The organism is Streptomyces venezuelae, from assembly GCF_008642335.1.
In the GTDB taxonomy this organism is placed as follows: Bacteria; Actinomycetota; Actinomycetes; order Streptomycetales; family Streptomycetaceae; genus Streptomyces; species Streptomyces venezuelae_F.
In genome coordinates, this window is sequence record NZ_CP029191.1 from 675,726 (window position 1) to 699,175 (window position 23,450).

The window sequence follows — 23,450 nt, forward strand, 5'->3', positions numbered from 1 at the left end:
GCGTCCACGGCGCGGCCGACGCGGACGGGAGCGGCACCGGCCCGCCGATCCGCACGTTCCGCTGGGAGGGACCCCCATGTCCAAGACCGTCGTCGTCATAGGCGCTGGCCCCTATGGCCTGTCCGCCGCCGCACACCTCAGGGCACGCGGCATGCCCGTCCGGATCTTCGGCGCCCCCGTGGCGAGCTGGGCCCGGCGCATGCCCGCCGGGATGCTCCTGCGGACGCCGCCCGCCGCCACCGAACTGGCGACCCCGCGCGAGGGGTTCACGCTCGCCGACTACTGCCGTGACGCGGGAGAACGCAGGCTCGGCGACCACGACCAGGTGCCCGTCGGCCTGTTCCTGCGGTACGGGAGGTGGTTCCGGGAGCGGCTCGTACCCCGTGTCGAGGACGAGCGGGTGGCCGCGGTCGACCGGGGCGCGGACGGTTTCCGCGTGAAGCTGTCCTCGGGCGAGGTGCTCAGGGCGGGGGCCGTCGTCGTGGCGACCGGGCTCACCGGCTTCGCGCATCTGCCCGCGCCCCTCGCGGCGGCGGCGTCCGGCGGGCCCGCGGCCCTCGGCCTGATCTCGCACAGCTCCCAGCAGACCGACCCGAGCAGCTTCGCGGGGCGCAGCGTCACCGTCGTGGGGGCCGGTCAGTCCGCGCTGGAGAGCGCCGCGCTGCTCCACGAGGCGGGCGCGGACGTGCGCGTGGTGGCGCGCGGTCCGGGGGTCAGGTTCGACGCGCCGCCGTCGGGACCGCAGTGGCGCCCCGACACTCCTGCGGGCCGCTCCTGGACCATGTACGGCCTCACGCGTCAGCCCGCCGCGTTCCGCCGGCTGCCCGCGGCCGCCCGGCTGCGGCTCGCCGAGCGGGCGTTGCGGCCGGGCGGGGCGTGGTGGCTCAGGGAGCGGTTCGAGGGCAGAGTTCCCGTCCTGGCGGGGCGGGAGATCACGGGGGCGGAGGCGTACGGCGGCGGGATCACCCTGCGGACGACGACGCCCGACGGACGTACGCAGACCGTCGAGTCCGAGCACGTCCTGGCCGCGACGGGCTACCGCGTCCAGCTGGAGTCCCTGGAGTTCCTCTCCCCCGAGCTCCGCGCGGACCTGATACGCGTCGGCGGCTTCCCCCTACTGGACAAGGGGTTCTCCTCCAGCGTGCCCGGCCTGTACTTCACCGGGCCGTCCGCGGTGGCGACGTACGGCCCCGCGATGCGGCTGGTCAGCGGCACGCGGTTCGCGGGGCCTCGGCTCACCAAGTCCGTGGCGGCGTGCTGCGACGAGTGAACCCCGCGGACCGGCGCGGCGGCCTGCGGGCATCGCAGGCTCACCTCGGCACGAGCAGGGCGACCAGCCGCTCGGCCTGTTCGCGCGGGTCGGGCGCACCGGCCCAGCCGCCCGTCATCAGGAGGTGGTGGACGGTCCCGACGAGAGCGAGCGCCGTCGTGCCGGTGTCGGTGCCGTCCGGGACGCGGCCGAGCCTTGCTTCGGCGTCGAGGTAGGCGGTGAGCGCGTTCTGGATCGCGCAGAAACCGGGGGAACCTTCCGCCAACGCCTCGCGGATGTGCTGTGCGGTGGCGTTGCTCGTCATGGCCAGGCCGACGACCCTCGGGTCGAGGGAGTCGAGGAGCCCGAGCGCGACGCCGGTCAGGTTCGCGGCGACGGTGTCCTGACCCGCACGGCCGGGGAGCTCCTGGGCGCGGGCCGCGGTGCGCGCGAACCGGTCGAGCACGAGCTCGGCGACGAAGGCGTCCACGCCTCCGAAGTGCGTGTGCAGTATGCCTTTGGCGCAGCCCGCCTCGCTCGTGACGGCCCGGCTGGTGAGCGCCGCGGCACCCTCGCGCGCGACGATCCGCTCCGCGGCGCCGAACAGCCGCTCGCGAAGATCGGGGATCGCGACTCCGCGCGGTGACATGACGTCCTCCTCGGCATCGACGGCGCCGGTACAACTCGGCGCCCATATCGCCCCGTTGCAAGTATGGGCGATCGCCCATACCGTTTGGGCGGGCGCCCATTCTATCGGTGCGCCCCTATCGCCATGCGTCAGGGGGACGGAGTGCAGAGCATCATCAACACCGAGCAGGCACAGGCGTGGAACGGTTACGAGGGAGAGCACTGGGCCCGCAACCAGGATCGCTGGGACGGGGTGAACGCGGGCTTCAACACCCCGCTCCTGGACGCCGCTTCGGTCGGCGCACACGACCGTGTCCTGGACGTCGGCTGCGGCGCCGGGCAGACGACCCGACTGGCCGCACGCCGGGCCCACAGCGGTCACGCGCTGGGCCTCGACCTGTCGGCGCCGATGCTGGCGGGGGCGCGCCGGGCCGCACGCCAAGAGGGCCTGGACAACGTCTCCTTCACGCAGGGCGACGCCCAGGTCCACCCGTTCGCCCCGGCCTCGTACGACGTCGCGATCAGCCGCTACGGCGTCCTGTTCTTCACCGACCCCGTGGCCGGCTTCGGCAACATCGCCCGCGCGCTGCGCCCCGGCGGCCGCGCGGCGTTCGTCTGCGGCGCGTACCCCGAGGACAACGAGTGGCTCCAGGCCTTCGCCGCGCTGGCCGACCTGCTCCCTCTCGGCGGCTTCGGCGCGCCCGGCGGTCCCGGCATGTTCTCCCTCGCGGACGCCGACAGGACGTGCGACGTGCTGTCGGCCGCGGGGTTCACCGGCGTCGAGGCGAGGCGGGTCGAGACGTACGGAACGTGGGGCTGGGACGCCGCCGACGCCGCGGCCTTCCTCCTCGATTCGGGCCCCGGCCGCCACCTGACGAGCCAGGTCACCCCGGAGACCCGCACCGAGGCCCACGCCCGCCTGACGGAAACCCTGCGCCCGCACGAGACGGACGGAACACTGCGACTCCGCAGCGTGGCGCTCTTGGTGACGGCGGTGAGGGAATGGACACCGCCCCCTGGAAGCGGCGAAGCCGCCCTTCAAGGGCGCGGGGAACTGCGCGGGTAGGGACCACCGACGGTTAGCCGCCCAACAAGCCCCCGCGGCAGGGCCATAGGCGGCTTTCAGAGCCACCGGGACGATCGCTACGATGCGCAGCGATGAGACAGTCGCCCCGGACCCGCGCCACCCGGCACGCCATACGCCGCGTCGCGCCCCCCGCTGCGCTCGTCTTTCTCATCGCCACGCTGTTCATGTGCCTCGGCCCCGTCGCGCCCGACGGGGGTCACAAGGGTACGGGCCACGCCGGCGCCGTCGCCGTCACCCGAGCGCTGTCCTCCGGCTCCCTCGACCACCACGCGGTGGCCGTCGAAGGGTCCGACTGTCCGGACGGCGACCACTGCTGCGCGCCCGCCGCCCACGGCGTCCGGGCGACACCCGCACCGACCGGCCCGTCCCTCTCGGACCTCCACCGGCAAGAGCCCTGCTCCCGGGCGCCGTCAGCGCCCGGCCCTGCGCCGGAACAGCCCTCGAACCGCGGCTCTCCCGACCTCCACATGCTCCAGGTGCAGCGGACCTAGGCGGACCCCGGCAGGACGGCCCGCGGATGCGGCCTGCCCGCCGACACGGCATCCACCGACCAGACTCCGCCACCACCGCCGCGCCCCCGTGCGGCGGGGACAGGGAACCCCCATGGCCAAGGCCAAGCCCGGAAAGCCGAACAGACCCAGCAACTCCAACAGACCCGGTCATACCAACAAGCCCGGCAACGGCAACAAGCCGAGCAAGAAAGCCGTGGCCGCCGAGCGCAGAGCACGCGTGGAGGCGATGCAGCGCGCCGAGCAGGCGCGCGAGCGGCGCAACCGCATCATCACCGTCTCGGTGAGCACGGTGATCGTCGCCGCGCTCATCGGCTTCGGCGCGTACGCCGTCGACCGCGCCGACGACAAGGAGGCACAGAACGCGGCCGCCGCGAAGAAGCCCGTTCGGGGCGAGAAGACGTGGGACGCCAAGAAGCTCGGCCGCAACCACGTCGACAAGGCCGTCGACTACCCCATGACCCCGCCGGTCGGCGGCGACCACAGCCAGGCCTGGATGACCTGTGAGGCCAAGGTCTACAAGAAGCCCATACCGAACGAGAACGCCGTGCACAGCCTCGAACACGGCGCCGTCTGGGTCACGTACAACGACAAGGCCCCCGACGCCGACGTCAAGAAGCTGGGCGACAAGGTCGCCAGGACCTCGTACAGCCTGATGAGCCCGGTCAAGGAGCAGCGGAGCCCCCTCATGCTGTCGGCCTGGGGACACCAGCTGACCGTGGACAGCGCCGCCGACCCGCGGGTCGGGGAGTTCTTCAGCAAGTACGTGCAGGGCCCGCAGACCCCGGAGCCGGGCGCCGCGTGCGCCGGAGGCATCGACTCCGCGTGAACCGGCCCGGCCGGCGCGCGGCGGGAGTGCCGCGCGCCGGCCGGACCGGGGTGGTGTCGTGTCACCTCGCTCTCAGGTCAGACCTGCGCCGGCCGCTCCTCCGGCGAGGGCGCAGGGGTCAGCCGTCCCGCGCGGTGCAGCCCGTACAGAGCGGCCGAGCAGCCGAGACCGAGGAGGAGCAGCGCGAGCCACGGCAGCGCCGACATCCCGGCCTCGCGGGCCGCGTCCAGAGCGACGCCGGTCAGCAGGTTGCCGATCGTGATGCCGACACCGCAGATGGTGTTGTAGAGGCCGTAGTGCGTGGCGACCAGCCGGTCCCCCGCGAGGCGGACGATCGTGTCCATCTCGAAGGGGTACGCGACCATCGTGCCCAGTGCGAGCAGCAGTGCGGCAAGCAGGGGCGGGACGGCGGCGAACAGCCACCGCCCGGCTCCCCCGCCCGGCACCGGCAGGGCCGTCGCCGCGAGGAGCGGCACGAAGGCGACGCCCATGCACAGCAGCCCCCAGGCCAGGGCCCGCCCGGGCGCCAGCCGTTCCTTGCACCAGGCGGTCACCCGGGTCTGGCCGAGGATGGTCGCGAGCCCGGACACCGCGAAGAGCAGCGCGACGGCGACGGTGCCGAAGTCGCCGTCGCCGCCGAGACGTCGTACCTCCAGGGGCAGCGCCAGATAGACCTGGAAGGTGAGGACGTACGAGCCGATCATGGCCGTCGAGAAGAGCAGGAAGGCACGGTTGCGGAGGACACCGCGCCACTGCGCGAGAACGCCTTCGCCCGCGCCGGCCCTCCCCTTCCTCGCCGCGTCGTCGCCCCCGCGCGCGGGCAGTGCGCGGATCTGCACGACGCTCAGCACCGCGAAGATCACCGCCGAGACGAGACAGGTGACCCTGAAGTCGACGCCCGTGAGCAGCATGCCGACGAGCGGGCCCAGCAGGATGCCTGCCTGGTAGAAGACGTTGAACAGCGCGAAGGCCTCGACGCGGCGCTCGCCGGCGTCGGCGGCGAGGTAGGCCCTCACCGCGGGATTGAACAGCGCGCCGGCGAACCCGGTGGCCGCGGAGGCGACCAGCAGCGCGGGCACCGAGTCGACGAGGCCGAGGGTGGCGAATCCGACGGTGCGCAGGACACATCCCGCGACGATCAGCGGCTTGTAGCCGAACCGGTCGGCGAGCGTGCCGCCGACGAGGAACATGCCCTGCTGACTGAAGTTCCGTACACCGAGCACGAGTCCGACGAGCCACCCGGCGAGGCCGAGGGTGCCGGAGAGGTGCTGGGCGAGGTACGGCATCAGCATGTAGAAGCCGAGGTTGATGGTGAACTGATTGGCCAGGAGCAACTGGACGCTCCGGTCGTAGGACCGGACCTGGGTGAGGGTCGCCGTGGTCATCGCGCCTCGCTCTCGGCGCTCAGGGGGTCCCGGACGGTGGTGCAGCGGGTCCAGCGGCCGACCTCCTTCTCGTCGGGAGTGTGGACGACGTCGGGGTCGGCGGCAGGCGCCCCTGCAAGGAGAAGCCCGTGCCGTTCGCAGTACGTGTCGTCGTAGACGGTCTCCAGGTAGCGCTGCGGCCCGTCGGGGAAGACCGCGACGATACGGGCGTCGCGCGGCAGCGTCCGGGCGAGCCAGCCGGCCACCAGCGCGACCGCGCCGACGCTCCAGCCTCCGGTCGCGTAATGCGAGGTCGCCAACTGTCGGCACGCCCAGACGGATTCGGCGGGCGACACCCAGTGGACCTCGCTGAAGTGCTCGTAGGCGACGTTGCGCGGGTAGATGCTCGATCCCAGGCCGCGCATGAGCCTGGGCCGGGCGGGCTGGCCGAAGATGGTCGACCCGACGGTGTCCACGCCGACGAGGCGCAGCCCGGGGTAGAGCTGCCGCAGGACGCGGGAGATGCCGGCGGAGTGGCCGCCGGTGCCGACGCTGCACACCAGGACGTCGATGTGGCCCAGCTGCGCGGCGAGTTCGAGGGCGAGCGGGGTGTAGGCGGCGACGTTGTCGGGGTTGCCGTACTGGTCGGGGCACCAGGAGCCGGGGTGCTCGGCGAGGAGTTCGGCGACGCGGTCGCGGCGGGCCTGCTGCCAGCCTCCGGCCGGGTCCGGTTCGGGCACCGTGTCGACGGTCGCGCCGTGGGCGGCGAGCAACCGCGTCATGGACGGCTCCAGGCCCGGGTCGGTGACCAGGGTGACGGGGTGCCCGTGGACCGTACCGGCCAGTGCCAGACCGAGTCCGAGGGTGCCGCTGGTCGACTCGACGATGCGGCAGCCGGGCTGCAACTCGCCCCTGGCGCGGGCGCGTTCGACCATGTGCAGCCCCGGGCGGTCCTTGATGCCGCCGGGGTTGAACCCCTCCAGCTTGGCCCAGAAGCCGCGGTCGGGCGGCGTGAGGGGGTGGGAGACGCGCAGGACGGGGGTGTTGCCGACGAGACCGGGGAGGGTGGACCCGGCGGGGGCGACGGCCTGGTGGACGGGATGAGCGGAGCGGGCGGCGTGGGCGGGGTGGGCAGGGTCGCCGAAGTGGCCCGGACAGGCGAGATGGGCGGATTCGTGCGCGATCGGAGAATGCATCTCTTCGCTTCTTCTTCGCTCTCGTTGGGGGGGTGAAGGCATGCGGGGACCACGGGCCTCCTATATGCGCCACCTGCACAGCGAGTTGAGGGCGTCCCGGCCGCCGCCTCGCACGGTTCGCGGCGGACGTGACGCCGAGGCGTGCTGACCGCCGAGGGCGGGGACGGCGCTCCCCACGAGCGCGTAGAGCCGGGCGAACGACTGCGCCCCGGCCCCGGATCCGATACCGCCCGGTCCGGGCCCCGCACCGAATTCGTGGCAGTGCCCGGAGGAATCAGGCACGGACAGAGGCAGCGGAGGGGATACGTCGGCCCCCTCGCCTCCCCCGTCACCGCCGATCTCCGCGACCGCGACCACGTGAAGCCCGGACGCCACGGACGACGGCCCCTCCGGGCCTTGATGATGCCCGCCGGAACACAGGAGCAGAACGGCGAGCAGCAGGACGTACAACGAGTTCAGGACGTACAAAGAATTGCGGACGTACAGCCGAGGCAGCACAGACCCTCCGCGCGACAACTGCCCGACCGGGACGCACGCGTACGTGCACGTGCGTACGTACGCGTAGCGCTGACACCTACGGTCGGGACGAGGACAGACCGGTGGCGGAAACCGGCCGGTCTAGACGCGCAGGATCGTCGACTCTGCGGCGTGCGCTATCGGCACCGGGAGGTCGCGCCCGGCGAAGCGCTGCGCGTGCGGAGGCACGGGTGCGTCACCGCGCCACGCGGAGTCCAGCGGCGAGAGGCAGGGAAGATCGACACCGGGCCCCTGCGGGGGTTGCCCCAGGGCGCACTCCTCGACGGTGTGCGCGGGTGGATGCCTGTGCCCCTGTTCCCTGGGCACCTCGGCGACAACGGACGAGCCACGCCCCACGTCGACGGTCGGCCCCGCCGCCACCACACCATTCCCGGCCCCGAGGTGACGACTGGTCGTCTCGGGACTGGCCACATGCGTGAACACCAGTCCGAACAGAACGAGCCCCAGTCCCACGACCCGCCACAGAGCCACCGCCGAGCGGCTCCGACGCGTACCGGAAGAAGACCAGGCCGTCATCACACGGTGATCCTAGCGGGCGGCTCCTGCTTTCCGTGGTGCCTTCCGTGCTGCCTTCCGTGGCGAGCACGGAAGCCGTACCTAACGGTGGGCCGCCAAGCTGTGATCACAGCGAACGGGCCGCCGTCTGATGGCGGCGGCCGGTCAGGGATCGACAGCGCAGGGGTGGATGATGAGCACCGTAGACGTTCACAAGGGGTTCTCGGCCGAGGAGCGGGCCGCGATGAAGGACCACGCCAAGGAGTTGAAGGCGGCGGCCCGTCGCGGTACACGTGCGGACAAGGCCGCGGAGGCCGAGCGGGACGTTCTCGCGCGGATCGCCGAGATGGAGGACTCCGACCGGATCATGGCGGAGCGGGTCCACGCCATCGTCATGGCGAACGCCCCGGCCCTCGCGCCGAAGCTCTGGTACGGCATGCCCGCCTACGCCCTCGACGGGAAGGTCGTCTGCTTCTTCCAGAGCGCGGCCAAGTTCAAGGCCCGTTACGCGACCCTCGGGTTCAGCGATCTGGCCCGGCTGGACGAGGGACCGATGTGGGCGGCCGGCTTCGCGCTGAGCGAGGTGACCCCGGACGTGGAGGCGCGGATCGGTGCCCTCGTCAAGCGGGCGGTGGGGTGAGGGGGAGCCGGGGCGGGCTCAGTTCGGCGGCTGGGCTCGCTGTCCCCGGTGAGCGGTGATCGGCCCGAGGCCGAGGGAGGTGAGCGCCCTTCTCCCCCGGTCCGCGTCCGCGCCGCCCGCGAGCAGCAGCGTCCGCGCCGCCTGGTACGGGCAGCCGGCCGCCTCGAACGCGGACCTGGTCGCGAGGAGGCGCGGCACGTCCTCGTCGAGCAGTGCCTGCGCGCGTTCCACCTGGGCCGCGGCGAGCGCGTTGCCCTCCACGACGGCGCGGGCGGCGTCGATGCGGGCCTGGGCCTCCGGGAGGCCTGCGAGTACCGACGCCTCCGCCCGGAGTGCCGCGTACCAGTGCAGCCAGACCCAGCACACCCACTTCCACACCGCGTCCGGGGGCGGTGCGACGCTCGCCAGGGCGGCGTCCGGGTCCCCGTGGTGGAGCTGGACCATGGCTTCAAAGACGGCACCGTAACCCTTGCGGTGCTGTTCGGCGGTGTCGGCCTGCTCCACGAGGGCCAGCCAGTCCGCCCGCCCCGCCTCGTCGCCGCGCAGGCCGTGGACCATGGCGACCGACGCGGCCGCCGCGCCCAGCGAGAGTGACCGTTGGCGGCCGCTCCGCTCCCACGCCTCGCGGAATCCGACGGCACGGGTGAGCACGTCGTCGGCGTGGCCGGCGAACGCCTCCGTGACCAGGAGCCAGGACGTGGCCTGGTGCCCCGCCTCGGAGAGGAGGGGGTGGCCCGCCAGCTGTCCGCTCCAGCGGCGGGCCCGCGGCAGTTCGCCCACGCCCAGCGCGGTTCCGGCCGCCATGCCCAGCGCGTCCATCACCTCGTGCGTCCCCGCCAGGGTACGCGGCGCCTTCGCCAGGACGTCGATCCGGCGGCGGGCGGCCGCCGCCGCGCCGAAGGACTCGCCGGCCCAGCTCCGGGCACCCGAGAGGGCGTCGAGAGCGGCCGACTCGGCCACGGGGTCGCCGGTCAGTCCGGCCAGCGCGACGGCGCGTTCGGCGTACGCGACCGTCTCCTGCGCGGTGTTCTCGACGCCCCCTTGCAGCGCGCCGAACGCGTCCGCGGTCACGGCCGCCTCGGCCAGCGCGAGCGCCGCGTCGGCCGCGGTGTCGCCCGCGCCGGACATGTCGTGTGCCTGCGCCAGTACGTCCTTGATCTCCGCCTCGAAGGGGATCACCGGGAACGACGTGGAGAAGCGGTAGGCGACGGTGGCGGCCGCCGCCAGGTCGCGGCAGGCCCCGGCGGTGTCACCGGCCCGGCGCGCGGCGTCGGCGGCGCGCCGGTGCAGGCGGAACATGTCATCGCCGAGCCGTCGGCAGCCCGCCACCCCGGCGGCCTGACGCAGCGCCACGGCGGCTCCGGCGTCGTCCGCCGAATCCGCGGCCAGCGCCGCGACCTGCTCGAACCGCTCCTGCGACTCGGCGAGGAGATTGCGGGCGAAGGCCAGCTCGGCCAGGCGCCCGGCGAGCCGACAGGCGTCGGCGCGCAGCTCCGGCCGACCCGGGGCCCAGGCCAGGGCGGCCCGCATGTCCTGCGCCACGGCATCGAAGCGGGCCCGCCACTCGCCGCCGCCGACATCCGCGCCGTCCCGCAGGGCTTCCGCACCGATCAGACACCACGCCAGGTGCCGGGACCGCACAGTGGCCAGCTCACCGGCGCGGACGAGCTGTTCCGTGCCGTACTGACGAATGGTCTCCAACGCCTGGTACCGGGTACCGGTCGCGGAGGGGACCACGGTCAGCAAACTGTGCTCAGCAAGCCGCCCAAGCCCATCGACAACCGCAGCCATGGAGCCGATCCCGACCACGGGGTCGGCCGCGCCGACGGAGCCGGCCCCGGCCACGGGGTCGAGCCCACCCGCAGAGCCGAGCCCGCCTGCAGAGTCGGCCCCGCGTACCGAGCCGAGCCCGCCCGCAGAGCCGAGCCCACCCTCGGAGCCGGCCACGCCCACGTCGTCGACCCCAGCCACGGAACCGACCCCGCCTGCAGAGTCGGCCCCGCCCACAGAGTCGGCCCCGCCCACAGAGTCGGCCCCGCCCACAGAGTCGACCCCGCCCACAGAGTCGACCCCGCCCACAGAGCCGAGCCCGCCCTCGGAGCCGGCCACGCCCACGGAACCGACCCCGCCCGCAGATTCGCCTCCGCCCACGGACCCGACCCCGCCCGCCTCCCCGGCACCACCCCCGGCCACCACACTCACCGCCGCCTCCACCGTGAACGGCGCCACGAACACCGACAGCCGTCGCAACAGCGCCTGGTCCGGTGGGGCGAGAAGGTCATGGCTCCAGTCGAGCACCGCCCGCAACGACCGGTGCCGGTCGTCGGCGCGGGCCCCGCCCGCCAGCATCCGCAGCTGGTCGGAGAGGCCGGCCGTCAGCCCGTCGAGGCCGAGCGTCGGCCACCGCGCCGCCGCCAGCTCGATCGCGAGCGCCATGCCGTCGAGGCGTTCGCACAGGGCCACGACCCCCGCGCTCACCGCCGGTCCCGGCGGCCACCCCACGGCGGCCGCCCGCTCCATGAACAAGGTCACCGCTTCCGACTCGTCGCCGCCCGCCCGCGACAGCGGCGGAACGGAGAAGACCCGCTCGAACGGCACCAGCAACCGGGCCCGGCTCGTCGCGAGGACCCGCAGCCGAGGACAGGCCGGCAACAGCCGCTCCAGGAAAGGGGCGACGCCCTCCCGCACGTGCTCGCAGTTGTCCAGGACCAGCAAGGCCGCACGGCCCGCCAGAGCGGCCGTCAGCGCCTCGGTGATCCCGCGCCCGGGCTGCTCGCCCACGTGCACCGCCGCCGCGACCGCCGCGTCCACCCTGCCGGGGTCGGTGAGCGGGGCCAGGTCGACGAACCACACGCCGTCGGCGAAGTCGTCCGCGACCTCCGCGGCCACCGCGAGGGCGAGCCGCGTCTTGCCCACGCCGCCCGGACCGACCGCGGTCACCTGCCGGTGCGTCCGCAACGCCGCGGCCAGTTCCTCGCGTTCACGTCGACGGCCGACGAACGTCGTCAAGGGCGCGGGCAGTCCGCCGATGCCCGCCCCATCCGGCCCCCCGGCCGCGGCCGCGGCACGGCCCGCCGCCGCTCGGCGGGACAGCGCCCGCCGGTCGGGCACCTCCAACTTGCGCAAGAGAGAGGACACGTGGGACTCGACCGTCCGCACGGAGATGAAGAGCCGCGCGGCGATCTCCGCGTTGCTGAGATGCTCCCCGAGCAGAGCGAGCACGTCGGCTTCCCGAGCCGAGACCACAGAACTGGACATCCGGCCATTATCCGTGAGCGCGTACGAACCCGCCCGTCAGGCCGCGGCAGTTCGCCTCGCGTGGAAGATCCCCCAGCGGAGCAGCCCGCGCCGCGTGATGTCCGCCCACAGCGGCAGGTTGGCGAGCAGACCGTCGACGTACGCCGCGCTGATGACACCGCGCAGTTCCTCGCTGCGATGCCGCACCTCTTCGTGGAGGCGTGCGTAGTGCGTGGCGAGATCCTCCGTACGATCCTCGAAGCGGGGTTCCAGGCCGAGGGCGGAGAGACGGTCCCGGTAGAACGACGGCGTCGCCAGGTTCCGGACGCCGAGACGGGACAGCGCGGGCCGCAGATCCCGCGCCGACGCGTCCTCGGCCGCCATGATGTCCGAGAAGATGAGCGCGCCACCGGGTTTCAGGACGCGTACGGCTTCGCTCAACGCGCCCTCACGGTCCGCCACATGGCACAGGACCTCCAGGGACCAGACCACGTCGAAGCGGTGTGCCTCGTAGGGCAGGCGGTTGAGGGAACCCGAGACGACCTCGATCAGGTCGTCAAGGCCCCGCCGGGCATTCGCCTCGCGGTGGCGTCTGTTGTGCTCCTCGCTGAGGTCGACCGCCTTCACCCGGCAGCCGAAGCGCTCCGCGAGGGCGCGGGCCGAACCGCCGTACCCCGAGCCGAGGTCGAGCACGGCGGCGTCCGGCCCGAGCAGGTCGGCGACCTGCTCCCCGACGTGCCGCACCGTGCGCCGCGAGGCGTCCGCGATGGCCTCACGCTCGTGGGCGTAGAGGCCGATGTGGATGTCCTCACCGCCCCAGACGGCGTCGTAGAAGGCGTCGACGTCGCCCGTCTCGTAGTAGCGGCGGGTCGACGCCTCGAGGTCCGGTCCGCCGTCATCGTCGGGGGTCTCGGTCACGGCACGTGCATACCCCACATTCCCCCCGCCGACGCACCACGAAGTGGCGACGCGGACGTTGACAGTTCGCTTAGTTCTGCGGAGCCACCAAATCTCCGGGCACACCCGCTTTTCGTCGCGCGATCTTTATCGGAGAGCGTCCGCGGCCAGAGCTCAAGCGTCAGCAGGCGATCAAATTCGAAAGCAAACGCCCATTTGCGTCCGGCCAGGTTCCGCCAACGCTCACTGGGGTGCAATTTGAGCCCGCATGGCCATTTCTGACAGGGCTTCGAGGGTTTGAGGAAGCGCATGGGCGCATATGCCCATAACGGTCCGCGGCGGTCGCGCGATGAACGGTCGGACCAGTAAGGTCCGGTCACCGGCCACCGCCGGAAACGACAGAGACCCTGGCGGGCCGTCCAAAGCGAGCCAGGGCCTGTCGATCTTCAGCAATACCTTCGGCGACACCAGTCCTTCGAAATCCGGGAGCCCCCGTATGTCTTCAGACTGCCATCAACCCCAAGGTCAGGGGCCTACTGTGCCTTTGACCTCGGGCTGCGAAGCTATCATGCCGCCTCGCAGAGGATTTGAAACGGCCCGTACCTTCACTGTCACGGCACGCGGTGCCTTCTTCATCGCGCTCGTGGTGTTGCCTCTCATCGCCATCTACGGCGCGGAACACACCGGAATGGTCACGCTGGCGGCGGTCTGCGTGACCGCGGCACAGTCCTCGCATCTCGTCTACCGGCGAGTTCACCGTCACTGACACCTCGTGACGCGTGAAGCCGCGTCGAGCGGGCCGGTCCCGCAGGACCGGGCCGGCCCGCCCATTCCCCTCTCCCGCCCACAGCACGATTCGTTGTGAGACAGGCAGTCAATGCCCCGCTCGCTGCACGAAATCGACGCACTGTGTCCCCCGAAAGAGGCACCCTCGTCATGACAGCCACCCGACGCTGCGCGAACTGCCGGCGCCGCTTCACCCCCAAGGGCGGCCCCGGCCGACCCAAGCTGTACTGCACCGACATCTGTCGCGCGGCGGCCCGCCGCAAAGCCCCTCCCGACGACGCTTCGGCCGACGCGTCGCACCACGAGCTGATAGTCGAGATGGCCGAGACTCTGCGGAGGCAGGCGGACGCTCTGATCGCCTCCGTCCATGAGCAGCAGGGCAGCGGCGCGCTGCTGGCGCACCGCGTGGCCCTGGCACGGCAGTTGGACGACCTGGAAGCCGCGGTGATACGTCGCGGTCGTGCTGCCGACGAGTCCTGGCAAGGCCTGGCCGCCCCGCTCGGGATCAGCAACGAGACGCTGCGCAAGAAGTGGACGGCGCAGGTCCTGGAGCGGCGCCTGGAGCGACGCGTGTCCGGCTCGGCCGGGCCGTCCGCCCGACCGCCCGACGGCCCGGTCTTCCTGCCGCATCAGCGAGGCACCGCCGTCGGGCGATCGGCCGGAGCCCCTGGGGACAGCACGGCCACCCCGTCGCCCCTCACCCGCGACGCCGACCCTCGCACGGCCCGCCAGCTCCTCTCCTCGGCCCTGTCCCACCTCCAGCGCTGTCGGGGCGGATCACTGCGCGAGCTCGCCGACCACGCGGGGATCACCCCCTCCTACGTCTCGCGCGTACTCAGCGGCGAACGACGCCCCCTCTGGCCGGTCACACGCGCCCTCGTCGAGTTCTGCGGTGAGGAGCCCGCCGTGCTGTATCCACTGTGGCGCCTTGCCCACGGTCAACCCGTGGACGTTCGGGTGGTCACCGCCGAGCAGGCAGCCCTGGAGTTCCACCGCTTCATCCGCAGTCTGTACCTCGCCGCCGACCGGCCCGACCCCGGCGTGCTGGTGCACGCCGTCCGGCACACGCTCCGCCTCGCCGACGTGGACCAAGTCCTAGCCGACGTATACGTGCCGGACTGGCCGACCACCGTGCGCCTCGTCAGCGCCCTGCGGGGCCGTCCCACCGACGTCCGCCCGCTGTGGCACGCGGCCCGAACCCTGCCGCCCAGGCCCGTCGGCGACCGCTGCTCTCTCCAGGCCGCGTCCTTCGGCTGACGGCCTCGCACCGACCGCTCCACTCCCCAGGGGGAACCGTTGACCGCCCTGCGCACACCACACCCACCCCGCCCCGCCTTCCCCAACACCCGCGGCACGAACGAGACCGCCCGCCGGCCGACCGGCCTGTGCCACACCTGGCGGCAGACCGGCCACCGCACCCGCCCCCGTTACCAGTTGGCCGTCGAGGCACTCGTGCTCACCACGGCCGACGAGGCGTCCCTGGCGGAGCAGCCGGACGGCCACCGGCGGATCGCCCGCCTGTGCCGCGAGGTGACCTCCGTCGCCGAAGTGTCCGCCCTCCTGCGCCTCCCGCTGGGCACCACCCGTGTCCTCCTCGCCGACCTCACCGAGACCGGCGTCGTCGACATCCAGCCCCTGGCCGCACAGACCACCGACGGCACTCCGGACACGCCCCTGCTGGAGCGCGTGCTCGCCGGACTCCTAGCACTCTGAGCCACCACCCACCACCCATCACCCACATGACAAGCCGCAACAACCCGCGGAGATCTCCCATGGCCAACGAAACCACCAACACCGCGTTCTACCGCTGGCTGGTCGCCAGGTGCCGGAGCGCCGGCTACGACACCGGCCATCTGGAGACGCACACCGAGATCATCATGATCACCTCTGTGGCGCTCAGCGAGGGACTGACTCCCGAAGCCACCGGGCACATCGCCGACGCACTCGGCGTCACGTCCCGGGAACTGACCCGCGCCTACCTCGGCGAGATGCGGCAGAAGCCCATCCCCGAACTCCTCGCCCACCCCGACCTCGCAGCCCTCGACGCCCACCTCAATGAAATCGCCGGCACCGGCTGAGAGTCGCTCCCATCCCGCGGCACCACATCCGGTCGCCATCGTGACCTTCGCTGCCGCAAGGCCGATACTGCCGACAGCAATGCTTCAGCCGCGGTACGACCTTCCCGGGAGGCACCCATGAAGATGCTTGCCAACCGCACCGCCAAGGAAATCCGCACCTGACTCAACCAACTCCGCACCAGCACGCCATTCGCGAGGAGGAGGCCCCGCGCAACCTCGGCACAACGTCCGCGCCGGCACCCTGGTCCCCCGACGCTTCGAACCCTCAGCACCGCCGAAACGCACCAGCTCCATACCGCCGTGTGCGGTACTGACTGCACGCCCTGTTCAACTCGCCCCTTACACCAGACTCCGCAATGGCGAACTGCTCGGCCTACGACGGGAAGACCCCGACCTCGACGCGGACACCGCCGCGATCCGCCGAACCTTGCAGAGCAACGCCGCAGACAGCTCACCGCGCTGCCCACATCCACTTCCGCGACCTCCGCCACCACTTTGCACCGCGCTCGTCCGCTGACGTTGCCGTCAACTGCTGCCGTCAACCCATGCATAAGCCCCGCCAGACAGCGCCTGGCGGGGCTTATGCATTGCTGTCACACAATCTGGACCCAGGGCAAGATCCCTAGCCTTGGCTACAGTGACAGAGCTTGTCGATCACTCAGCCAGGCAGGTGCATTTTCTTCACCTGGAAAGTTTCCGTGCCCGTCAGGCCAAAACAGTTGTAGTGCAGCAAACGGCCTCTCTCCGTAGAAGATCGAAGCCTGCGCCAGGTTAGAGATAGAGACATCTTGTGGAATCGCCCGGAACTGCACATCGAATCCCTCAAGGATATCGCTTGACGTGTCACCGTCTCCATAGGCGATCCCTTCAGCGAGCATGGCTTGGACTGAGGCCAGAACGCCTTCCGAAGTCTCCTCCGGGAGTCCAGCAACGACCACGTCGGGGTGATCAAAGCTGGAACCGAACCCGATGCTGTACGCAAAGGGAGGGCGCTCTGCGGCAGGGTCAAAGACCCAGATCCAGCTCCATCCTTGGGCTGTCACATCGCTATGGATCTTTCGCTGAATCGAGCTGAGGTCCACCCCACCCAGTTCACCACTCACAGGAGCACTTCCTTCAGTTGTCCGACTTTGCCCTGTTGCAGACTCGACACAAGACCTGACCGTTGGACGGGTCACCTGACCCGCCACGGGATTTAGGCTGAATGTGATCAATCTGCCATTCGTTTTCGGGGGGCGTCACTCCACGCTGCGACTTCTTGGGGCGGATTACCTTCACGCCACATATCTCACAAGTTGGAACCCCGTACTTTTCCTCATTCTCATCGACGACCTTACCCTTGCCAGCGGGTGTGAACGGCTTACCCGGCCTACCGCCAGGAGCACCCCCGACGGCACAGTGGGGGTTGATGTTGTGGACGAGTACCGGCGTGGCCCCCGCCACCACATAGTACGTATGCAACTCACCGACAGTGAGGTTGTGAACCGTCGAGTCCTGAGTGGTCCACCGCTTCACGGACGTGATGTCGACGTACGTGCCCGCGCCGGTGAGCAGTGTCCCGCCCGCCTTGAGGTCCGTGGCGTCGATCCATTCGCCCAGCTCCGGGACCCAGAACGGATGCCCGTCCGTGGCCGTGACCGAGGCGGTCTTCGAGCCCTTCTCGCCGTCCACGTCGATCGTGACCCGGACGAGGTGCTTGCGGCCCTTGCCCTTGATCTCCGCGGTGACCGTTTCGACCTTGGTCTTGCCGGTCTTCGGGTCGGTGGCCAGGACCTTGTCGCCGATGTCGACGTCCTCGATGGCCTTGGTCTTTCCATCGGCCATCAGCACCCTGGTTTTGCCCGTGAAGCTGTTCGCGGCCTTCCCGGTCAAGCAGGATTCGGCCGCGTCCGCCGCCTTGTTGCTCTTGCGCCAGTCCTTGAACGTCCCCCACAGCTGCTTGCTCAGCCTGGCGATGCGTTTGCCGAGGGCGTAGGCCTTGTCGAGGCGGTTCCAGTACTTCGCGACCAGTTTGCCGATGGGGCCGCCGCCGACGAGCGAGGTGACGATGTTGGCCGCCGTGGCGCCGCATGCGCCGAGTGCGCCTGTGGTGAAGCAGTCCAGCGCGTCGGTGATGCCGAGTTCGTCCGCCAGGATCTTGCCGAGTTCCTTGGCGATGGCGATGGTGCGCTGTTTGGCGACGTCCGCCTTGGCCCGCTGCTGGCGGGCCTTATAGGCGGCGGGTGATTCCCTGGGGGCCTGAACGCCGTAGTACGTGTAGTAGGTCTTGGTGGGCTTGACGCTCCAGCCACCGTTGCTCTTCATGCTGCACTGCACGCCGTTGTACATGCAGTCGTCGGGCTTCAGACCGTCGGGGTCGGAGAAGCTGACCGGGTTGTTGTAGCTGTAGGCGTAGCCGTTGATCTGTTGCGGGTCGGTGTAGTCGATGATGGGGTCGGCCGAGATGAAGCGGCCCGTGGAGGCGTCGTACTCACGTGCGCCCAGGGTGACCAGGCCCGAGGTGTCGTCGTTCGTGCCGCCGACGAAACCCTTGTCGGTCACCCACTTCGACGGATCCACCGAGTCGGCGTCGCGGCCCGTTCCGAAGGGATCGAGGCGGCGGCGCTGCGTCGCACCCGTGGTCGGGTCCACGGCGAGCTGGGCCGTGCCGTGATGGTCGCCGGCCAGGAACGTGACGCCGCCGGAGTCACGCACCGCCACGGTCTGCCCGCCGAGGGCGTAGTAGCGGGTCGCCTTGACCGCCTTGGTCGACGGGTCGAGCTTCAGTTCCATGTCGGGCAGGTAGAACGTCGTCTCGGTCGGCGACTTGCGCAGCACGCGGCTGCCTGCCGCGTCGTAGACGTAGGACGAGGTGCTGCCGTCGGCATTGGTGACCTTGGTCAGCTTGTTCTGCTTGTCCCAGATAAGGCTCTGGGTGTCACCGCCGAGGACGCGGGTCTCGGTGTTGCCCGTCTTGTCGTACGTGTAGGTGTCCAGGGAGGTGACCGCCGGCTTCGTGCCGGTTGCCGCCGTGTCGGTCGTGACCGACGTCAGCTGGTGCGGGCCCTCGCCGTTTTCTCCGTACTTGTACTTCTTCGACGAGGTCGCCGCCCCGTCGATGCCGTGGTCGGTCTCCGCGGTGCGGTTCCCCGTGGCGTCGTACTCGTAGCTGTGCCAGTAGGGAGCCACTCCGCCGACCGTGCTCGCCGACGGGCCCGAGGCGCAGGCCGCGTCCGTCTTGCCCGTGCCGACCGCGCCGTCCGGCGCCTGGGATGACGTCCAGTCGTCGGTCGTCCGGCGCAGGCTGTCGTGGCGGAAGCACTGGGTGTCGCGGGTCCCGCCCGTCGGGTTGTCGACGACGGAGAGGACGTTGCCGCCCGCGTCGTACGTGTAGTCCGCGTCATAGGCCACCGAGGAGGCGCCCTCGACGACGACTCGGGCGTTGTTGATTTGCTGGGTGCCCTGTTCGTAGCTGTAGTTCAGCCACGTCTTCTTGTCGGACGCCCCGCCTGTCGACAGTTCGAGCTGCTCCAGCTGGTTCGTGGGCGAGTACTTCACCTGAGGGACGTAGGTGCCGCCGCCGAGCGAGGTGTTGAGTGCTTTGGGGCGCTGGAGCGCGTCGTACTGGTACGAGACGGCTTCGGCCGCGAGGCCGCCCGCGGCAGGGAAGTTCTGGCCCTGGACGGTGCCGTCGTCGTTGTACTGGGTCTGGAACTCGTACGTGCCGCCCAGCTCCGGCTCGGCCGTCTTGGACAGGAAGTACTTCGTCGAGGTCGGCTTGTAGTCGTTCTTCTCGTCGAGGACCGGATAGGTCACCGAGGAGTGGACCGCGCCGCTCTTGTAGGTGTAGGTGCCGTACAGAGCCCCCTTGGCGATCGTGTCGTAGGTGGAGACGGACAGCTTCGTGCCCGTGTCCGCCGCGCCCTGCCAGGTCGACTTGGTGCGGCCCAGCTGGTCGTAGACCGTCGTCGTGACGTTGTCACGGGAGTCGGTGACCGTCGTCTGGCGGTCGAGCTCGTCGTAGCCGAACGTCGACCGGCCGGTATCCGGGTCGACGGCCACGGTCTTGCGGCGGCGCTGGTCGTACTCGTACGTCCAGGTGTTGCCGTCGTTGTCCTTGACCTTGTCGAGTTTCCCGTCGGGCGTGTAGCCGTAGGTGGTGGAGACGTAGTCCGCCGACGTGCCCGCCGGCAAGGGCTTGTCGCCCTTGTACTGGCGCAGCTCGACCGTGCGGTCCTCGGAGTCGGTGAGCGTGGTGGTCGCGGTCCGGCCCGGTGGCGGGTCCGTGTGGACACGGTCTCCGCCATAGGTGTACGTGGTGCGGTTCTTCTCCACGCCGGCGACCTTGAAGATTGTCGCCGTGGGGCGGCTGTCGCCGTCGAACTCCGTCACCGTCTGCGCGTCGATGTCCTCGTTGCGCGGTGCGAAGAGCGTGGCGGAGGGCGCGTCCTTCGTCCAGTACGTCTCGTTTGTCTTCACCGTACGGCCGGAGCCGTCGTAGTAGGTGTCCGCGATGAGGCGGCCGCCGTCCTGGCCATCCGTCTGCACTTGGCGCGGGCGCAGCAATCCGTCGAACAGCGTGTACTCGCTGCCGTACGTGGTGCCACCGTTCTCGATCCGCTGGGTGCGGATGTAGTTGGGGCCGGTGGTGCGGATGCCGTACGTGTACTTGATCGACGGGGTGAAGGAGTCCGCCCTGAGGCGGTCGGGCAGCCACACCGAGGTCAGTCGGCCAAGCCCGTCATAGGCCATTTCGGTGCGCTTGCCGTTGATGTCGATCTGCGCGGACGGGGTGCCCCACTGCGGGGCGTACTCCGTCTTGGTGGTCCAGCCCAGCGCGTTCGTCTCGGTCTTGGCGGACGCGAGGCCGTTGGTGTCGGTGTAGTCGATGGTCTTCGGCGTTCCGGCCGCGTCGGTGACCTTCACCGGGCGCCCGAACTGGTCGTACTTGCTCGTGGAGACCGTCTGGTACGTGCCGACCGTGCCGTTGTGCGAGGCGAGCCGCTTGACCGTGGTCGCGTTGCCCAGGCTGGGTGCCGCGCCGAGGGTGGTGGCGTCGTCGTACAGCGTCTGGTCGTCGCTGAGTACGTGTTCGGAGCGGTCCGGCGCCGTGGCGCAGTCGACGCTCACCGTCTCCACCCGGGAGACGTAGGCGTACATGTGCTTGGCCACGTTGTCGGCGTACTCGGTACGGGTGCACCGGTTGTCCGAGACATTGAGCTCACCCAGGTCGTTGGCCCGGGTGACGCGACCGGTCTTGTCGTCGTAGCTGGTGACGGAGGCCGACTGGCGCCAGCCGCCCGCGGCGAGCGCTTCGTAGGTGTCCGTACGCTCGGGCCGCACGAAGCGGGCCTCACGGTCGCCCCACTCTGTGGAGGCACGGGTGGCGGTGACCTTGGTCCAGGGCGTGTTGATCGACTTCGTGACGACCTTGTCGCCGTTGTACGTCGTCGTCTCCAGCTCGAAGCCGGACTTCCAGTCGGAGTCGGTGTGACCCGTTCCTGTGGAGTCCTTCACCGAGGACGCCCGCGTGCCGCCGTCGGGATCCTTGTCCCCGTCGAGGCCCTGGAAGAAGACGTGTTCGGTCTTGGTGTTGGAGGCGCTCTCGGTGCCGTCGGAGGTCGTGACCCGGACCTTGCCGTAGCCCCGCCAGTCGCTCCAGGTCAGGTACTCGGCCTTGGTCAGTGCGTCGCCCTTGGCCTTCCGCCAGCCCGCGTCACCGAGGTAGGTGTAGGAGGTGATCTGGTCGGGGCTGTTGCCCACCAGGTCCTTCTCCACCACGGACGAGACGGCGTACTTGTGGAACCACTCGGTGACGGGTTCCTTGATGCCCGGGGGGTTCCACTTGACGGGGTAACAGCGGACAGTGGACTTGCCGGGAGTTGGGTGATCCGTCGGTGTGCACTGGGTGTCGGCGTAGTTGACCGACAGGACGCCCCCGGATTCACTCTCCACCGCCGACATGCGGAAGCGGATGAAGGGCTGGATGTTGTCCTTGGGGTCGTCAACGCGGTTGGCCAGCTGCTTGCCGTACAGCTTCACCGAGGGGACTGACTCGTCGGCGCCCACCAGACCGGTGTGGTCGATCGACTTCAGCCACAGCGACCTGGAGCCGTCACCGTTGTCGGTGAAGTCGTGGTCCAGCGTCCACGAGTCGACGTCCGCGAAGGTGCTGGCGCCCGTGCGGATCTGGGTGGTGATCTTGTTCAGCTGCTTGCGGGTCCAGAACGTCGGTGAGTTCTGGCCGGTGCACTTGGTGTCGGCCTTGCAGTTGCTGTCCCAGGGAACATCCGGCCAGTCGGCGGCCGTGGAATCCTTCAGCGCGTCTGCCGAGCAGTCCGTCAGGTCGCCCATGCACCGCTCGCCGGTGGTGAAGACGATGCGGGCGGCGGGCTCGGTGTCGTAGACCTTGTCGGCGCGCTGACCGTAGTCGATGCGCTTGAGGTATCCGCCGCGGGTGTAGGCCTTGCCGTTCTCCCCGGTCTTCAGGCCCTGCGTGTAGTGGTTGGTCTCCTTGCCGTAGTAGTACGACATGGCGTTGCCGTGCGGGTCGATGACGTGGTCGAGGTTCCAGCGCCAGGCCTGGAGGCAGTGCGCGTTCGCGAAGGCCGCGTCGTAGCAGGGTTCTTTGGCGTCGTCACCGTAGACCGGGACAGTCCAGGCGGAGTTGGTCGACTCGTCGCCGGCCGCGTACCCCGGGAGCCGGTTCAGACCGAAAAAGTACTGGGTGCCGTCGTTGTCGGTGACTTTCCAGTGCTCCCCGTTGTCGTCACCGTTCGCGGTGCCGGTAAGCCTCTCGACCTTGCTGAAGTCGTCGGAGCTGACGCGCCACTCGCCGGTCTTGTCGTCCTGGATCAGCTCTCCGGACGCACCGCCCGCCAGGGAGATCGTGGCGTTGTAGCCGCCCCAGCACTGGTCGCCGTACGTGTCGCTGTGCCCGTCGTCGGCGCACGGCTTGTAGCGGCGTTCTATGTAGCCCGGCTCGTAGGAGAAGCCCTGGCCGATCCACGAGCCCTGGTTGTTGGTGGTCGCGGTCTGGCCGTCGATGGACTGCGAGCTGTAACCGAGGGAGACCCCGGGTGACAGGGCACCCGGCACAGGCGGGGCGGTGATCGGATATGACCAGTTGAAGGCGCCGGAGGCGTTCGAGACGCTCCACGTCGACGAGGCCTGCAAGGACGTGGCGCCGAAGTCGCCCTGGTCGCCGGAGGCCCCGGCCGCCGCGGCGAACACGGTGACGGCCGAGGCGTTGTCGGCCGCCGCGGGGAGGGTCGCGGTCAGGGTCTGCTTCGCCGTGTCGTTGCCGCTCTCGAGCGGCTTGGGCGTGGCGCAGGCCTTCTTTCGCGGGGTCGTCAGGACGCAGGACGGGTACTGGACCAGGCGCAGCCGCGATCCGTAGCTTCCTCCGTAGGCACCGGCGAAGTCCGCGTAGTCCAGACCCACCTTGACCGGCGCGGACTGCTTGGATCCGTCGGTACGGGCCACCGTCATCAGCGGGGTCTCGGCGCCGGCGGCCGCGGACTTCTCGCGGCCGAGGACCGCCACGCGCACGGAGGCCGGGCCGGCCTCGCCGGTGGTGGCCACCCTGAGGGGCAGCCCGGCGGCCCGTGCGGGTTTCCTGTTCTTGGCCAGGTCGACGTCGTCCGCGGCCGCCTTGGGCCACCGGGGGGTGTCGGCGGACTTCACGGCCGCACGCGCGGCCGGGTTCGCCTTCCCGTACCTCTTGGCCGTGACGTTCTTGCCGTCGACGGGGTCGTCGAGGTTCTTCTGGGTGGCCGGGCGGGTCAGTCCGCCGTCCTTGGCGAGGGCATCAGGGGCGTATTGCGGCAGCAGGCCGACGGCCAGGGCGACGCCGAGCCCGAGCGCCGTACTCCTCGCGGCCGGTATTCGCCACCGTGACCGGAAGGGCGAGCGCATGGCAGCTCCGTAGGGGGAGATGG

General features: G+C 70.5%; 16 protein-coding genes. 8 read left to right on the plus strand and 8 right to left on the minus strand.

Annotated features, from left to right (window positions below; genetic code table 11):
- The first annotated feature begins 76 nt into the window (after positions 1-76).
- Positions 77-1,270, plus strand: a complete 1,194-nt coding sequence (locus DEJ49_RS02995; RefSeq protein WP_150182246.1) for an NAD(P)-binding domain-containing protein — start codon at positions 77-79, stop codon at positions 1,268-1,270.
- Between the two features lie 40 nt (positions 1,271-1,310).
- Here DEJ49_RS02995 and DEJ49_RS03000 read toward each other — a convergent pair whose 3' ends face one another.
- A complete protein-coding gene (locus DEJ49_RS03000; protein ID WP_150182247.1) occupies positions 1,311-1,898 on the minus strand; it encodes a TetR/AcrR family transcriptional regulator in 588 nt (195 codons plus the stop codon).
- A 141-nt stretch (positions 1,899-2,039) separates the two neighbouring features.
- On the opposite strand from DEJ49_RS03000, the gene DEJ49_RS03005 reads away from it, so the two are divergent.
- The 3 genes from DEJ49_RS03005 (at position 2,040) to DEJ49_RS03015 (ending at position 4,301) form a co-directional block, all read left to right on the plus strand.
- On the plus strand, positions 2,040-2,942 hold the full coding sequence (locus tag DEJ49_RS03005; RefSeq protein WP_150182248.1) for a class I SAM-dependent methyltransferase: 903 nt from the start codon (positions 2,040-2,042) through the stop codon (positions 2,940-2,942).
- 92 nt (positions 2,943-3,034) lie between these two features.
- Positions 3,035-3,454, plus strand: coding sequence for a hypothetical protein (locus DEJ49_RS03010; RefSeq protein ID WP_150182249.1), 420 nt, complete (start codon positions 3,035-3,037; stop codon positions 3,452-3,454).
- A 247-nt stretch (positions 3,455-3,701) separates the two neighbouring features.
- A complete protein-coding gene (locus DEJ49_RS03015; RefSeq protein WP_223833152.1) occupies positions 3,702-4,301 on the plus strand; it encodes a DUF3105 domain-containing protein in 600 nt (199 codons plus the stop codon).
- A 77-nt stretch (positions 4,302-4,378) separates the two neighbouring features.
- On the opposite strand, the gene DEJ49_RS03020 is transcribed toward DEJ49_RS03015, so the two are convergent.
- From DEJ49_RS03020 to DEJ49_RS03030, 3 genes are all read right to left on the minus strand, one after another.
- Positions 4,379-5,686: an MDR family MFS transporter gene (locus DEJ49_RS03020; protein WP_150182251.1), complete on the minus strand. Its 1,308-nt coding sequence runs from the start codon at positions 5,684-5,686 to the stop codon at positions 4,379-4,381.
- A complete protein-coding gene (locus tag DEJ49_RS03025) occupies positions 5,683-6,861 on the minus strand; it encodes a PLP-dependent cysteine synthase family protein (RefSeq protein ID WP_150182252.1) in 1,179 nt (392 codons plus the stop codon). The genes DEJ49_RS03020 and DEJ49_RS03025 overlap by 4 nt, the downstream gene beginning before the upstream one ends.
- Positions 6,862-7,479: 618 nt before the next feature.
- Positions 7,480-7,809 (minus strand): hypothetical protein, encoded by a 330-nt coding sequence (locus DEJ49_RS03030; RefSeq protein ID WP_150182253.1) that lies wholly within the window; start codon positions 7,807-7,809, stop codon positions 7,480-7,482.
- Between the two features lie 277 nt (positions 7,810-8,086).
- Here DEJ49_RS03030 and DEJ49_RS03035 point away from each other — a divergent pair, with 277 nt between their 5' ends.
- On the plus strand, positions 8,087-8,533 hold the full coding sequence (locus DEJ49_RS03035) for an iron chaperone (protein WP_223832699.1): 447 nt from the start codon (positions 8,087-8,089) through the stop codon (positions 8,531-8,533).
- A gap of 18 nt (positions 8,534-8,551) precedes the next feature.
- On the opposite strand, the gene DEJ49_RS36265 is transcribed toward DEJ49_RS03035, so the two are convergent.
- On the minus strand, positions 8,552-11,791 hold the full coding sequence (locus DEJ49_RS36265) for an ATP-binding protein (protein WP_223832700.1): 3,240 nt from the start codon (positions 11,789-11,791) through the stop codon (positions 8,552-8,554).
- A 36-nt stretch (positions 11,792-11,827) separates the two neighbouring features.
- On the minus strand, positions 11,828-12,688 hold the full coding sequence (locus DEJ49_RS03050; RefSeq protein ID WP_150182255.1) for an SAM-dependent methyltransferase: 861 nt from the start codon (positions 12,686-12,688) through the stop codon (positions 11,828-11,830).
- Positions 12,689-13,603: 915 nt separating this feature from the next.
- Between DEJ49_RS03050 and DEJ49_RS03055 the strand changes: the two genes are divergently transcribed.
- From DEJ49_RS03055 to DEJ49_RS03065, 3 genes are read left to right on the plus strand one after another with little or no spacing between them, the layout of a single operon-like run.
- Entirely contained in the window at positions 13,604-14,710 is a 1,107-nt protein-coding gene (locus DEJ49_RS03055; RefSeq protein WP_150182256.1) for an XRE family transcriptional regulator, read from the plus strand.
- Between the two features lie 39 nt (positions 14,711-14,749).
- Positions 14,750-15,166: a DUF742 domain-containing protein gene (locus tag DEJ49_RS03060; protein ID WP_150182257.1), complete on the plus strand. Its 417-nt coding sequence runs from the start codon at positions 14,750-14,752 to the stop codon at positions 15,164-15,166.
- Positions 15,167-15,225: 59 nt separating this feature from the next.
- The gene (locus DEJ49_RS03065; RefSeq protein ID WP_150182258.1) at positions 15,226-15,531 is read left to right on the plus strand and encodes a hypothetical protein; all 306 of its coding nucleotides are present in this window, start codon (positions 15,226-15,228) and stop codon (positions 15,529-15,531) included.
- 632 nt (positions 15,532-16,163) lie between these two features.
- Here DEJ49_RS03065 and DEJ49_RS03070 read toward each other — a convergent pair.
- Positions 16,164-16,634 carry a DUF4262 domain-containing protein gene (locus tag DEJ49_RS03070; protein ID WP_190329251.1) on the minus strand — a complete coding sequence of 157 codons (471 nt, stop codon included), beginning with the start codon at positions 16,632-16,634 and terminating at the stop codon, positions 16,164-16,166.
- A gap of 13 nt (positions 16,635-16,647) precedes the next feature.
- Entirely contained in the window at positions 16,648-23,427 is a 6,780-nt protein-coding gene (locus DEJ49_RS03075; RefSeq protein ID WP_150182260.1) for a polymorphic toxin-type HINT domain-containing protein, read from the minus strand.
- Positions 23,428-23,450 lie beyond the last annotated feature (23 nt).